Origin of the sequence: Cognatilysobacter terrigena, from assembly GCF_004361065.1 — a bacterium.
GTDB lineage: Bacteria > Pseudomonadota > Gammaproteobacteria > Xanthomonadales > Xanthomonadaceae > Cognatilysobacter > Cognatilysobacter terrigena.
Genome location: NZ_SELT01000005.1, coordinates 63,847 through 77,663 on the forward strand (window position 1 = coordinate 63,847; position 13,817 = coordinate 77,663).

Consider the following 13,817-nt stretch of genomic DNA (forward strand, 5'->3'; position numbering starts at 1 on the left):
GCGACGCCATGCACACCACACGATTCAGCCGTCGTCAGTTCCTCAAGGGCGTCTGCGCGACCGCCGCGGCCACCGCGATCGGCCCGCGCCTCATGTTCGGCAACGAAGCGCATGCCGCGGGCACGGATGGCGATGTCGTCGTCATGCTGTTCCTGCGCGGCGCGATGGACGGCCTCAACTTCGTCGTCCCGCTCGGCAGCAGCGACCGCGTCTATTACGAATCGGTGCGCCCCAACCTCAACATCGCGGCGAGCGGCACCTACGGCGCATTGCCGCTGACGTATGCCGACGGCAGCGCGAGCAGCTTCGGCCTGCATCCGTCCGCGAGCGGCCTGCGCGATCTGTGGAATGCGAGCCGGCTCGCGGTCGTGCACGCCGCCGGCCTCACGACCTCCGCGTCGCGCAGCCACTTCGACGCGCAGATGGCGATCGAACAGGGCGTCGCGCGCGGGCTCAACACGGGCTGGATGGCGCGCGCGGTGTCGACGCAGACAGGCGTTGCGAACGCGAGCATGGCCGCGCTGGCCTGCATGCCGCGCGAGCCGGTGTCGCTCAACGGCACGACGCGCGCGATCACGATGGAGAGCCCGTCGGACTTCCAGCTCAACCTCGGCGCCTGGGCGTGGATGAAGACGCGCTCGGATTCGCCTGCGGGCCTCGTCGGCATGCAGGAAACGCTCAAGCAGATGTGGGGCGGACAGACCGCGCTCGAAGGCAACGGGGCGCTTGCGGAGACGGCGCTGCGCGTCGTCGCGGCGCAGCCCTACGGCGCGCTCCCAACGACGTGGCCGACGACGCAGATCGCGCAGGAGCTGTGGACGGTCGCGCAATCGATCAAGTTCGGCATCGGCCTGCGCTACGCGGCCGTCGACCTCGGCGGCTGGGACACGCACGACGCCCAGGGCACCGCGGGCTCGGGCTATCACTACTACCAGAACAAGATCGCGGAACTCTCGCAGGCGCTGTCGGCGTTTCAGGCGGAGCTCGAAGCGAACGGCAACGCGGGGCGCGTGACAACGGTCGTGATGTCCGAATTCGGACGTCGCATCCGCCAGAACGCCGCGGGCGGCACCGATCACGGCTACGGCAATCCCATGCTCGTGATGGGCGGCGCAGTGAACGGCCGGCGTCTCTACGGCCAGTGGCCGGGCCTCACCGACACCGTGGTCGCCGCGGCGAACGGCGACTTGCCGGTGACCACCGACTACCGGCGCGTCGTCTCGGAAATCCTCATCCGCCGCATGGGCAATAACAACCTGTCGACGATCTTCCCCGGCTATTCGGGGCACACGCCGCTCGGCATCATGCAGGGCACCGACATGACCGCCGCGATGGCGCCGATGAAGGCGAGCTCGTCCGCGATGGCGGCGACGCCGCAACAGAGCGAACAGGACATCGCGATCGAACAGGCGCTGCGTGCACGCGGTGGCTCGGTGCGCGACCAGATCCTGCGTCGCATGCTCTGATCGTTCGAAGTTGCACATGAGAAGAGCGGGCATTGCCCGCTCTTTTCGTTTGCGCCGGTATCGAGGTGTGCGCGGCGCGCATGTGGCGGGCGCAGCGACCGACAAAGAAAAAGCGGGCCGAAGCCCGCTTCTTCAGAATCCAGCAATGACCGCCGCGCTTACGCCGCCGGCGTGCCCTCGCCTTCCTCGACGGCATTCATCGACAGGCGGATGCGGCCCTGCTTGTCGACTTCCAGCACCTTGACCTTCACCACGTCGCCTTCCTTGAGCTTGTCGGACACCTTCTCGACGCGCTCGTTGGAGATCTGCGACACGTGCACCAGGCCGTCCTTGCCGGGCAGGATCGTGACGAACGCACCGAAGTCCATGATCTTCGCGACCTTGCCTTCGTAGATGCGGCCCGGCTCGACGTCCGAGACGATCTGGTCGATGCGCGCCTTCGCGGCTTGCGCGGCGGCGGCGTTGACCGAAGCGATGACGATCGTGCCGTCGTCCTGGATGTCGATCTGCGTACCGGTTTCCTTGGTGATCGACTGGATCGTCGCGCCACCCTTGCCGATCACTTCGCGGATCTTGTCCGGGTGGATCTTCATGGTGAGCAGGCGCGGCGCGTACTCGGAGAGCTCCGTGCGCGCGGTCGTGATCGCCTTCGCCATCTCGCCGAGGATGTGCAGACGGCCTTCCTTCGCCTGCGCGAGCGCGACCTTCATGATCTCTTCGGTGATGCCCTGGATCTTGATGTCCATCTGCAGGGCGGTGATGCCTTCCGACGTACCGGCGACCTTGAAGTCCATGTCGCCGAGGTGATCTTCGTCACCGAGGATGTCGGACAGCACGGCGAAGTCGTTGCCTTCCTTGATCAGGCCCATCGCGATGCCCGCGACCGGCGCCTTGATCGGGACGCCCGCATCCATCAGCGCCAGCGACGAACCGCAGACCGACGCCATGGACGACGAACCGTTCGACTCGGTGATCTCCGACACGACGCGAACCGTGTACGGGAACTCTTCCATCGTCGGCATGACGGCGAGGATGCCGCGCTTGGCAAGACGGCCATGGCCGATCTCGCGACGCTTCGGGCCCATCATGCGGCCGGTCTCGCCCACCGAGTACGGCGGGAAGTTGTAGTGGAACAGGAAGTGTTCCTTGTACTCGCCCGACACGGCGTCGATGATCTGGCCGTCGCGCGCGGTGCCGAGGGTCGCGATGACCAGCGCCTGCGTCTCGCCGCGCGTGAACAGCGCGGAGCCGTGCGTACGCGGCAGCACGCCGATCTTGCAGTCGATCGGACGGACCGTCGTCAGGTCGCGGCCGTCGATGCGCTTGCGCGTGCGCAGCACCGACTGGCGCATCGTCTGATATTCCTGCTCGCCGAATTCCTTCGACACGTCGCCCACGTTCCAACCGTTGGCTTCGACGTGCGGCTGCAGCATCTCGAGCGCGGCCTTCTTGAGCGTCTGGATCGACGCGCGGCGGTCGGCCGTGTTGACGACCTGGTACGCGGCGCCGAGGCGATCACCGATCGCATTGCGCAGCGCGTCGATCATCGACTCGTTCTTGGCCGGCGGCTGCCAGTCCCAAGGCTGCGTGCCGGCGTCGCGCACCAGCTCGTTGATCGCATTGATTGCGACCTGCTGCGCCTGGTGGCCGAACATCACCGCGCCCAGCATCACGTCTTCCGACAGCACGTCGGCTTCGGATTCGACCATCAGCACGGCGTCCTTGGTGCCGGCGACGACGAGCTCGAGCTGCGATTCCTTCAGTTGCGACGTGGTCGGGTTGAGCACGTACTGGCCGTTGATGTAGCCGACCTTGGCGGCTGCGATCGGGCCCTGGAACGGTGCACCGGTCAGCGCCAGCGCAGCGGACGCACCAATCATCGCCGGGATGTCACCGTCGATTTCCGGGTTGAGCGAGACCACCGTGGCGATAATCTGGACTTCGTTCTTGAACTCTTCCGGGAAGAGCGGACGGATCGGACGGTCGATCAGTCGCGACGTCAGCGTTTCCTTCTCCGTCGCGCGGCCTTCGCGCTTGAAGAAGCCGCCCGGGATGCGGCCACCGGCGTAGAACTTCTCCTGGTAGTCGACGGTGAGCGGGAAGAAGTCCTGGCCTTCGCGTGCCGTCTTGGCGGCAACGGCCGCAACGAGCACCACGGTGTCGTCCATCTTCACGATGACGGCGCCGCCCGCCTGGCGGGCAATTTCGCCAGTCTCGAGCGTGACCTGATGGGCGCCGTACTGGAAGGTCTTGGTAATTTTCGCCACGTTGTGTAATTCCTTGGATCGCTTGGTTTCGTCCGGAGCCCCTGCCCCGGCCGTACTGCTTTCGTTGCCCAAAAACGAACCGCGGCGCATCGCTGCGCCGCGGTCGGTGATTCTTTAGCGGCGCAGACCGAGCTTCTCGATCAGGGCCTTGTAGCGCTCGTTGTCTTTGCGCTTCAGGTAGTCCAGCAGGCTGCGGCGGCGGTTGACCATCTGCAGCAGGCCGCGACGCGAGTGGTGGTCCTGCTTGTGAATCTTGAAGTGCTCGGTCAGCTGCTCGATGCGCGCGGTGAGCAGGGCGACCTGCACTTCCGGCGAGCCCGTGTCGTTCGTGCCGCGGGCGTGCTCGCCAATGACCTTGGAGGTATCGATAGACATCGTTTTTCCTTGAGACGCGGAACCTGCAGAGACGCTCGGCGACGGAACTACCGCGCCGACGCACCGCCTGGTCCGTCGGGTGAAAAGAAGGGGTGCCCGAAAGGGCGCGCGTATTGTAGCCGCGGGGCTGGACCCCAACAAGGTGAACAGCACCGCGCCGCTAAGCGGCGGGCTCGGACGCCCAGCTGAAAAGCCGCTGTGGTCGCAGGCGGCCGCCGTCGATCGTCGCCAGGCCGAGCACACGGGCGCCGGTTCCTGCGACGACGACCAGATCGGCATCGCCATGGCTCGCGGCGCTCGATGCGGCTGCGTCGGACCGATTTGCGACGGGGGCGGCAGCTCCCGCGGGCAAAGCGACGGATTGCCCGTAGCCGAAGCGGCGGCTGGCCTCGGCGTCGAGATCGACGCGGACTCGATGGGCCAGCCCGTCTTCAATGGAGATCAACGAGGCGTCCAAGGCCGCTTCGTCGGCGGCCGCCAGCGCCTGCAGCGCGTCGAGCGTCCACATGCGCGGCGTCCGGAAGGGGTCGACCCACAGACGCCGCAGCGAGGTGACATGCGCGCCGCAGCCCAGCGACTCGCCGAGGTCCCGAACCAAGCTGCGCACGTAGGTACCGGAGCCGCATTCGACCGACAGCCGAAGCTCGTCACCATCGCGGCCGGTGAGCTGGAAGGAAGCGACATCCACGTCGCGTTCCGGCGCCTCGACCGCCTCGCCGCGGCGGGCACGTGCATACAACGGCTCACCGCCCTGCTTCAGCGCGGAATAGATCGGCGCGCGCTGGCGGATGCGACCGCGCAACGAGGACATCGCGGCGTCGATGGTGGCGTCGTCGAGTGCAGGCACGGGCCGCCCGCGCAGTGCGACGCCGTCGGCATCGTCCGTGTCGGTGGTGAGGCCGAGGCGCGCTGTCGTCTCGTACGCCTTATGCGCGCCGAGCAGAAGCCCGGCGATCTTCGTCGCCTCGCCGAAGCACACCGGCAGCAGGCCGGTGGCGAGCGGATCGAGACTGCCGGTATGGCCGGCCTTCTCCGCTCGAAAGAGAAGACGGACGCGCTGCAGCGCCTGGTTCGAGCTCATGCCCGACGGCTTGTCGAGCAGCAGGATGCCGTCGAGACGACGGAAACGCGTTCGCGACTTCATGGCGACGCCGCGTCAGCCCGCGACGTCGTCGCCGGCCTCGCCACGCGGACGCACCTGATCGAGCAGGCGGTCGATCTTCTCGCCACGATCGAGCGACTCGTCGTAGACGAAATGCAGCTCCGGCACGTGGCGCAACTTCACCGCGCGCGCGAGCTCGTAACGGATTTCCTTCGCCGCATCGCGCAGACCCTTGATGGCCTCCTGCGAGCGCTCGGGTTGCAGCGCAGTGACGAACACCTTGGCGTGCGCCATGTCGCGCGTCACTTCGACGTCGGACACGCTCACCGACGGAAGCCCGAGCTCGCGCACGGCCTCGTGCACGAGCGTGCCCAGCTCGCGACGGAGCTGGGCGGAAACGCGATCGGTGCGATGGAAGCTCTTCGAAGGCATGTCGATTACAGCGTGCGCTGGACCTCGATGCGCTCGAAGCATTCGATCTGGTCGCCCGGCTTGATGTCGTTGTACGCCTTGACGCCGATACCGCATTCGGTGCCCTGGCGCACTTCGTCGACGTTCTCCTTGAAGCGACGCAGCGACTCGAGCTCGCCTTCGAAGATGACCGTCTGCTGGCGCAGCACGCGGATCGGCTTGCTGCGCTTGACCACGCCCTCGACCACCATGCAACCCGCGACCGCGCCGAACTTCGACGATCGGAACACGTCGCGCACCTCGGCCGTACCGATGATCTCCTCGCGGATCTCCTTGCCGAGCACGCCCGAGGCGATCTGCTTCACCTGGTCGATGACGTCGTAGATGATCGAGAAATAGCGCAGGTCGACGCCCTGGTTCTCGATGACCTTGCGCGCCGACGCATCGGCACGGACGTTGAAGCCGATCACCGTGGCCTTCGACGTCGCCGCGAGCTGTGCATCCGACTCGGTGATGCCGCCGACGCCCGAACCGATCACGTTGATGCGGATCTGCTCGTTGGACAGGCCGGTCAGCGCATCGCGAAGCGCCTGCACCGAACCCTGTACGTCCGCCTTGACGACGAGGTTGAGCGTGAGCTGGCCGGCGCCCTCGCCCATCTGCGCGAGGATGTCTTCCATGCGGTTGCCGGTCTGCGCGACGAGGCGATGCTCGCGACGCTTGGCGTCACGCTGCTGCGCGACGTCCTTCGCGAGGCGTTCGTCCTCGACGACGACCAGATCGTCGCCCGCATCCGGCACGCCCGACAGACCGAGCACCTGCACCGGAATGGACGGACCCGCCGACTGCACCTGCTGGCCGTTCTCGTCGAACAGTGCACGCACGCGGCCGTACTGCACGCCGCAGACCACGTAGTCACCCTTCTGCAGCTCGCCCGACTGCACGAGCAGCGTCGCGACCGGGCCACGGCCCTTGTCGAGCGACGACTCGATGACGACGCCGGTCGCACGACCGGTCGGCACCGCACGCAGCTCCAGCACTTCGGCCTGCAGGCTCAGCGCATCGAGCAGATCGTCGACGCCCGCACCCGTCTTGGCGGAGAGCTCGACCATCTGCGTGTCGCCACCGAACTCTTCGGCCACGATGTCGTGCGCGAGCAGTTCGTTCTTGACGCGGCTCGGGTCGGCGTCGGACTTGTCGATCTTGTTGATCGCGACGACCAGCGGAACGCCCGCGGACTTCGCGTGCTGGATCGCTTCGATCGTCTGCGGCATGACGCCGTCGTCGGCCGCGACCACCAGCACCACGACGTCGGTCAGCTTCGCACCGCGCGCGCGCATCGCCGAGAACGCGGCGTGGCCCGGGGTGTCGAGGAAGCTGATGACGCCCTTCGGCGTTTCGACGTGGTACGCGCCGATGTGCTGCGTGATGCCACCGGCTTCGCCCGACGCGACCTTCGTGCGACGGATGTAGTCGAGCAGCGATGTCTTGCCGTGGTCGACGTGACCCATGATCGTGACGACCGGCGGACGCGGCACGCGCTCGCCCTGCGTCTCCTCGACGTGCGCGATGAGCAGGTCTTCCGCCGTCGTGTCATCGGCGCGAATGGCCGTGTGGCCCAGCTCCTCGGTCACGAGCACGGCGGTGTCGTGGTCGATGGTCTGGTTGATCGTGGCCATCACGCCCATCTTGAAGAGCGCCTTGACGACGTCGCCACCCTTGAGTGCGAGCTTCTGCGCGAGCTCGGCGACCGTGACGGTCTCGCCGATCGCCACTTCACGCCGCACCGGTGCGGTCGGGCGCTGGAAGCCGGTACCGGTACGGCTCTGGTCCGGCTGGCGACGCTGCGGCTTGCCACCCGGCTTGCCGCGACCGCCCGCACCGCGACGCGCGCGGTCGGCGGCGCTGAGGTGCATCTGGCCGGCAAAGCGGCTGGCGCGGTCGTCGTCCTCGACGCCCGCGACCATCGCGTGCGAGCCGCGGGTCTTGTGGGCCGGTGCATGCGACGGCGCGCGCGCCGGCTCGGCCGCACGCGGCGCCGGACGGCCATGACCGCCGGTCGGACGACGCGTCTCGGTTTCGACTTCAGCCGCGGCCTGCTTCTCGCGCTCGGCTTCGAGGCGCGCGCGCTCGGCGGCTTCGGCCTCCAGGCGCGTGCGCTCGATTTCCTCGGCGCGACGACGGTCCGACTCGGCGAGGCGCTGCTGCTCGTCGAGGTTGCGCTGACGCGATTCCTCGAGCTTGCGCAGGATCTCGGCACGCTCGTCGGTCTCGCCGCCCGCGCCGCCGGCTGCGTTCGCATCCGGACGCACGAGCGTGACCTTCTTGCGGACGACGACGTCGACCGTCTGCTTCGCCTTGCCGCCGCCGACGGTGATTTCCTGCTTGCGGCTGCGGTTGAGCGTGATCTTCTTGGGCGCGTCGACTTCAGCGGCCGCGCCGTCGCTCTTGCCGTGCGCACGCTTCAGGAAGCCGAGCAGCTTCACCTTTTCGATGCTGGTCACGACCTGATCGGGGCCGCTGAACGCCATGCCGGCTTCCGCCAGCTGTTCCAGCAGCTTCTCGACCGGCGTATTGACCAGTTCGGCGAGCTTGCGAATCGTGGTTTGCTGCGACATTCGGTTTCCGTTTCTCGTTGCGCGGCCGAAGCCGGGCGTATCCGTTGAATTCTAGCTCGGGCGTTCCGCCGCCCCGTCACCGGGGCGACCGCCGGACCCGGGCCGGCGGCCTGCGCAGCCGCTTAGCCGCCGCGTTCCAGGCGGGCGATCTCTTCGGCGCGGGCGGCAAGGATCAGCGCCGCGGCGCGCTCCTCGTCCAGACCCTCGATGCCGAACTCCGCGACCTCGTCGGCGCCCAGCTCGGACAGGTCCTCGCTGGTGCGAATGCCGTTGGCGGCGAGCGCGTGCGCGGTGGCTTCGTCCATGCCATCCAGCGCGAGCAGGTCGTCGGCCGGCATCTGGCCTTCCAGCGACTCTTCCTCGGCCAACGCGTCGTTGAGCAGCGAGTCGCGGGCACGCGAACGCAGCTCTTCCACGATGTCCTCGTCGAAGCCCTCGATGGCGAGCAGTTCGCCGACCGGGACGTACGCGATTTCCTCGACCGTGTTGAAGCCTTCCGACACCAGGATGCTCGCGATCTCTTCGTCGACTTCGAGCTTGTCCTGGAACAGCTGGCGCGACGCGGCCTGCTCGGCCTCGCTCTTCGCCTGCACCTGGTCGGCCGTCATGACGTTGAGCTGCCAGCCCGTCAGGCGGCTGGCGAGGCGCACGTTCTGGCCGCCCTTGCCGATCGCCTGCGCCAGGCGCTCTTCGGCGACGGCGAGGTCCATCGAATGCTTGTCCTCATCGACGACGATCGACTGCACTTCCGCCGGCGCCATCGCGTTGATCACGAACTGCGCCGGGTTGTCCGACCACAGGATGATGTCGACGCGCTCACCGTTGAGCTCGTTGCTCACGGCCTGCACGCGCGAGCCGCGCATGCCGATGCAGGCGCCGATCGGATCGGTGCGGTTGTCGTGCGCGAGCACCGCGATCTTCGCGCGGTCGCCCGGATCACGCGCACAGGCGCGGATCGTGACGAGGCCCTGGCCGACTTCCGGCACTTCGAGCTTGAACAGCTCCATCATGAATTCGGGCGCGGCGCGGCTGATGAAGATCTGCGGGCCGCGCGGCTCCGGGCGCACGTCGTACAGGAAACCGCGCACGCGGTCGCCGGTGCGCAGCACGTCGCGCGGAATGCCCTTGTCCTTCGGGATGATCGCTTCGGCGTTGCCGCCAAGGTCGACATAGATGTTGCCGCGCTCGACGCGCTTGACGATGCCGGTCACCAGCTCGCCGACGCGATCCTTCCACGCATCGATGACCTGCTGGCGCTCGGCCTCGCGCACCTTCTGCACGATGACCTGCTTCGCGGCCTGCGCGGCGATGCGGCCGAATTCGGCGTTCTCGACCTGCTCCTCGATGAAGTCGCCGACTTCCACGCCCTCGACTTCGTCGACCGCGTCCATCAGGCGGATCTGGCGATCCGGCGACTCCATGACGACGTCGTCGGCCACCACTTCCATGCGGCGGAAGGTCTCGTAGCTGCCGTCCTTGCGGTCGATCGAGACGCGCACGAGCACGTCCTCGTCGTGGTAGCGCTTCTTCGCGGCGGACGCGAGCGCGGCTTCGATCGCTTCGAAAATGACGTCGCGCGGGACGCCCTTCTCGTTCGCGACCGCGTCCACGACCATCAGAAGTTCCTTGCTCATCTCGATTACTCCGCCTCGGACGGGTTGGAGCCCGCCGGCTTAGGTTGGGTGTTCTTCTTCGGCGCCTTGGCGGCCTTGCCGCCCCGGCCCTTCGATTCCTTCTGCGGCGCGAAGCCCAGGGCGACCCAATCGGGCACCAGGCGCGCCTTTTCGACATTGCCGATCGCGACGTCGATGGCGAGCGGCTGACCGCCCAGGCCTTCGACCTCCATACGTACAACGTCGCCTTCGACGGCGACGATGCGGCCCTGCAGGCGACGACGACCGTCCTGGGGCAACTTCAGCGTGACCTTCGCTTCCCCACCGACGAAGCGCGCGAACTGCGCGGCGGTGAACAGCGGGCGATCGACGCCGGGCGACGACACTTCCAGCGTGTAGTGCACGCTGATCGGATCCTCGACGTCGAGCTGCGCCGACACTTCGCGGCTCACGCTCTCGCAGTCTTCGATACCGACCATCCGGCCGTTCGCAGCCTCCGCTTCCGGCACGTCGATGTACAGGCGCAGCACCGCGCTGCCCGGCGCGGGCAGGTATTCGACACCGATGAGCTCGAGGCCCAAGGCCTCAACAGTCGGTGCGAGAAGTCCGGTGATCTGGGTGGCTTTGTCCGCCATGCGCTCTACTCCGCTCCGGGCGGCATTCGCCGCGTCCGAAAACAACAAGGGGCCCATTGGGCCCCTTGTCCGGTGCTGCTGGATGTCGGTCGATCGCGTGGAGCCGCGACCGTCGAGCCCAAGCATTGTTTCGTCGGCGAACCGCGTTGCCTTCGAATCAATGTGGTAGCGGGGGCAGGATTTGAACCTGCGACCTTCGGGTTATGAGCCCGACGAGCTGCCAGACTGCTCCACCCCGCATCAGGCCGACAATTGTATGGGTGTCACGTTATTCGCGCAAGCCTGAATTGCGCGTCCCGACCCTGTATTCGGCTGACGCTCAGGCGAACGCGCGCTGGCACCAGGCCATAACCGGGCTCCACGCCACGCCCAGCCCCAGCAGTGCCAATGCATTGACCGCGAAGACGATGCGCAGCGGACGACCGGCAACGACCGGCTGCGCGTCCGCATCGGCGCTGTCGAAGTACATCGCCTTGACCACGCGCAGGTAGTAGAACGCGCCGATCACCGCGAACACGACGCCTACGATCGCGAGCCACATGAGGCCGCCGTCCAGCGCCGCGCGCAACACCGCGAGCTTTGCCCAGAAGCCGAGGAACGGCGGCAAGCCCGCGAGCGAGGCCATCACGCAGAGCACCATGCCGGCGAGCCACGGATGGCGCGCGTTGAGCCCCTTGTAGTCGTCGATGCGATCGGCCTCGAAGCCGCGCGACGACATCACCACGATCGTGCCGAACGCCGCGACCGCCATCAACGCGTAGCTGATCGCATAGAACATCGCGGCCGCGAAGCCCTGCGCACCGCCACCCGCGATACCCATGAACAGGAAGCCGACGTGCGACACCGTCGAGTACGCGAGCATGCGCTTGAGGTTGTCCTGCACCATCGCCCCGAGGTTGCCGATCGCAAGCGATGCCACGGCGATCACGGCGAACAACAGGCGCCATTTGTCGTCGAGACCGCCCGCGCCGACCTCGAACAGCCGATAGGCCATGCCGAACGAGGCGAGCTTCGGCGCCGAACCCACGAACTGCGTGATCGGCGTCGGCGCACCGGTGTAGACGTCGGGCAGCCACATGTGGAACGGCGCGCCACCGAACTTGAACGCGACGCCGCCGAGCATGAAGACCACACCCGTCACCAGCATCGTGCCGCCCTGCCCCTGCGAGACCGCGTCGGCGATGCGTGCGAGGTCGAGCGTGCCGGTCGCGCCGTACACCAGCGACATGCCGTATAGCAGCAAGCCCGACGCGAGCGAACCGAGCACGAAATACTTGATAGCCGCTTCCGATGCGAGCGGGCTGTCGCGATCGATCGCGACCAGCGCGTACGAACACAGCGCAAGCATTTCGAGGCCGAGATAGATCATCACCAGGCTGCCGGCCGACACGAGCAGCATCATGCCGAGCGTCGCGAACAGCACCAGCACCGCGACTTCACCGCGATAGAGCTCGCGTGCGCGCAGGAACGGCCACAGATAGAGCATCGACAGTGCGGACGTCACCAGCACGGCGACCTTCAGCACGTCCGCCGCGACATCGCGCACGAACATGCCGCCGAGGAACGTGCCGTGACCGCCGACGCCCGCGGCAATCATCCCGGCAACGGCAACGAGCGCTACGACCGCAAGGGCGTGCGTCACGATGCGCCGGCCCTCGTCGAGGAACAGATCGAGCATCAGGAGGGCGAACGCGGCGCCCACGAGCACCATCTCCGGGAGGAGTGGCATCAGGTCGGCGGCGGTGGGCATCGGAGCGATCATGGGCGGCGGTATTCCGTCGGCTTACTGCTGTGACAGCTTGGAGGACTCGATCTGCTTGGCGAGCTGCGCGATCGAAGGCTGCATCAGGTCGGTGAGAGGCTTGGGCCAGATGCCGAGGACCAGCACGCCGACCGCGAAAGCGCCCAGCACGAAGCCTTCGCGCTTGTTGATGTCGGTGAGCGCGGCGACGTGCGCATTGCCCACTTCGCCCCACACCACGCGCTTGACCAGCCACAGCGTGTACGCGGCGCCGATGATGAGCGTGAACGCCGCACCGAAGGCGAGCAGCGGGTGCTTCTGGAACGCCGCGAGGATGACCATGAACTCGCCCACGAAACCCGACGTACCCGGCAGACCCGAGTTCGCCATCGCGAAGAGCACCATGAAGGCGGCGAACCACGGCATCACGTTCGCGACGCCGCCGTAGTCCTTGATCATGCGGCTGTGCATGCGGTCGTACAGCACGCCGACGCAGCTGAACATCGCGCCCGACACGAAGCCGTGGCTGATCATCTGCACCATCGCGCCCTGCAGGCCGAGCTCGGCGCCGGTCGCATTGCCGTTCTCGCGAACCAGGCTCAGCGCGATGAACGTACCGATCGTCACGAAGCCCATGTGCGAGATCGACGAATACGCGATCAGCTTCTTCATGTCGTCCTGCACGAGGGCGACAAGGCCGACATAGATCACCGCGATGACGCTTAGCGCCAGCGGCAACCACGCCCAGGACCAGCTCGCGTCCGGCACGATCGGCAGCGCGAAACGCAGGAAACCGTAGCCGCCGATCTTCAACATGATCGCGGCCAGCACGACCGAGCCGGCGGTCGGCGCTTCGACGTGTGCGTCCGGCAACCACGTGTGCACCGGGAACATCGGCACCTTCACCGCGAACGCGATGAAGAACGCGAAGAACAGCCAGGTCTGTTCCTTCATCGTCAGCGACAGCGCGTACATGTCCGCAAGCTGCCAGCTGCCGCCCTTCAGGTGCAGGTAGATCAGCCCGACCAGCATGAACAGCGAGCCGAGGACCGTGTACAGGAAGAACTTCACCGAGGCGTAGATGCGACGCGGGCCGCCCCAGACGCCGATGATCAGGAACATCGGGATCAGCATGCCTTCGAAGAAGACATAGAAGAGCATCGAGTCGAGCGCGGCGAAGACACCGATCATCAGGCCTTCGAGGATCAGGAACGCCGCGTAGTACTGGCTGACGCGCTGGTCGACCGAGCCCCATGCGCCGATCAGCACCAGCACTGACGTGAACGTCGTCAGTGCGATGAGCGCCGCCGAGATGCCATCGATGCCGACGTGGTACTGGATGTCATAGGACGCGATCCAGACGCGCGCCTCCTCGAACTGCATGCCGGGGTTCGAGAAATCGAAACCGGTGAACAGCGGCACCGTCAGCGCGAGCACGACGATGGAGCTGACGACGGCGAACCACCGCGCAGCGTTCGGGCGGGCGTTGCCGAAGGCGAGCGTGATCACGCCCGTGAGGATCGGCAGCCAGATGAGGAGGCTCAGCAAGGGGAAGGTCCCGTTCAAGGGCTCGGGGCTCACGTCGCGAT

The 13,817-nt window shown here is 66.9% G+C and carries 10 protein-coding genes and 1 tRNA gene; 1 reads left to right on the plus strand and 10 read right to left on the minus strand.

Annotated elements, in window-relative coordinates:
• The first annotated feature begins 8 nt into the window (after positions 1-8).
• On the plus strand, positions 9-1,466 hold the full coding sequence (locus EVS83_RS05050; protein ID WP_133500015.1) for a DUF1501 domain-containing protein: 1,458 nt from the start codon (positions 9-11) through the stop codon (positions 1,464-1,466).
• 158 nt (positions 1,467-1,624) lie between these two features.
• On the opposite strand, the gene pnp is transcribed toward EVS83_RS05050, so the two are convergent.
• The 10 genes from pnp to EVS83_RS05100 all read right to left on the minus strand — a co-directional run bounded on the left by pnp (position 1,625) and on the right by EVS83_RS05100 (position 13,809).
• On the minus strand, positions 1,625-3,733 hold the full coding sequence (gene pnp / locus EVS83_RS05055; protein ID WP_133499936.1) for a polyribonucleotide nucleotidyltransferase: 2,109 nt from the start codon (positions 3,731-3,733) through the stop codon (positions 1,625-1,627).
• A 114-nt stretch (positions 3,734-3,847) separates the two neighbouring features.
• On the minus strand, positions 3,848-4,108 hold the full coding sequence (gene rpsO, locus EVS83_RS05060; protein ID WP_133499937.1) for a 30S ribosomal protein S15: 261 nt from the start codon (positions 4,106-4,108) through the stop codon (positions 3,848-3,850).
• Between the two features lie 160 nt (positions 4,109-4,268).
• On the minus strand, positions 4,269-5,252 hold the full coding sequence (gene truB / locus EVS83_RS05065) for a tRNA pseudouridine(55) synthase TruB (RefSeq protein ID WP_133499938.1): 984 nt from the start codon (positions 5,250-5,252) through the stop codon (positions 4,269-4,271).
• A gap of 12 nt (positions 5,253-5,264) precedes the next feature.
• Entirely contained in the window at positions 5,265-5,642 is a 378-nt protein-coding gene (rbfA, locus tag EVS83_RS05070) for a 30S ribosome-binding factor RbfA (protein ID WP_133499939.1), read from the minus strand.
• A gap of 5 nt (positions 5,643-5,647) precedes the next feature.
• Complete coding sequence (gene infB, locus EVS83_RS05075; protein ID WP_133499940.1) at positions 5,648-8,239, minus strand: translation initiation factor IF-2; 2,592 nt, start codon at positions 8,237-8,239, stop codon at positions 5,648-5,650.
• 122 nt (positions 8,240-8,361) lie between these two features.
• Positions 8,362-9,873 (minus strand): transcription termination factor NusA, encoded by a 1,512-nt coding sequence (gene nusA / locus EVS83_RS05080; protein ID WP_133499941.1) that lies wholly within the window; start codon positions 9,871-9,873, stop codon positions 8,362-8,364.
• Positions 9,874-9,878: 5 nt separating this feature from the next.
• The gene (rimP, locus tag EVS83_RS05085; protein ID WP_133499942.1) at positions 9,879-10,487 is read right to left on the minus strand and encodes a ribosome maturation factor RimP; all 609 of its coding nucleotides are present in this window, start codon (positions 10,485-10,487) and stop codon (positions 9,879-9,881) included.
• 163 nt (positions 10,488-10,650) lie between these two features.
• Positions 10,651-10,727, minus strand: a tRNA-Met gene (locus EVS83_RS05090).
• Positions 10,728-10,806: 79 nt separating this feature from the next.
• Positions 10,807-12,261, minus strand: coding sequence for an NADH-quinone oxidoreductase subunit NuoN (gene nuoN, locus EVS83_RS05095; RefSeq protein ID WP_166636811.1), 1,455 nt, complete (start codon positions 12,259-12,261; stop codon positions 10,807-10,809).
• A gap of 9 nt (positions 12,262-12,270) precedes the next feature.
• Positions 12,271-13,809, minus strand: coding sequence for an NADH-quinone oxidoreductase subunit M (locus tag EVS83_RS05100; RefSeq protein WP_425456065.1), 1,539 nt, complete (start codon positions 13,807-13,809; stop codon positions 12,271-12,273).
• Positions 13,810-13,817 lie beyond the last annotated feature (8 nt).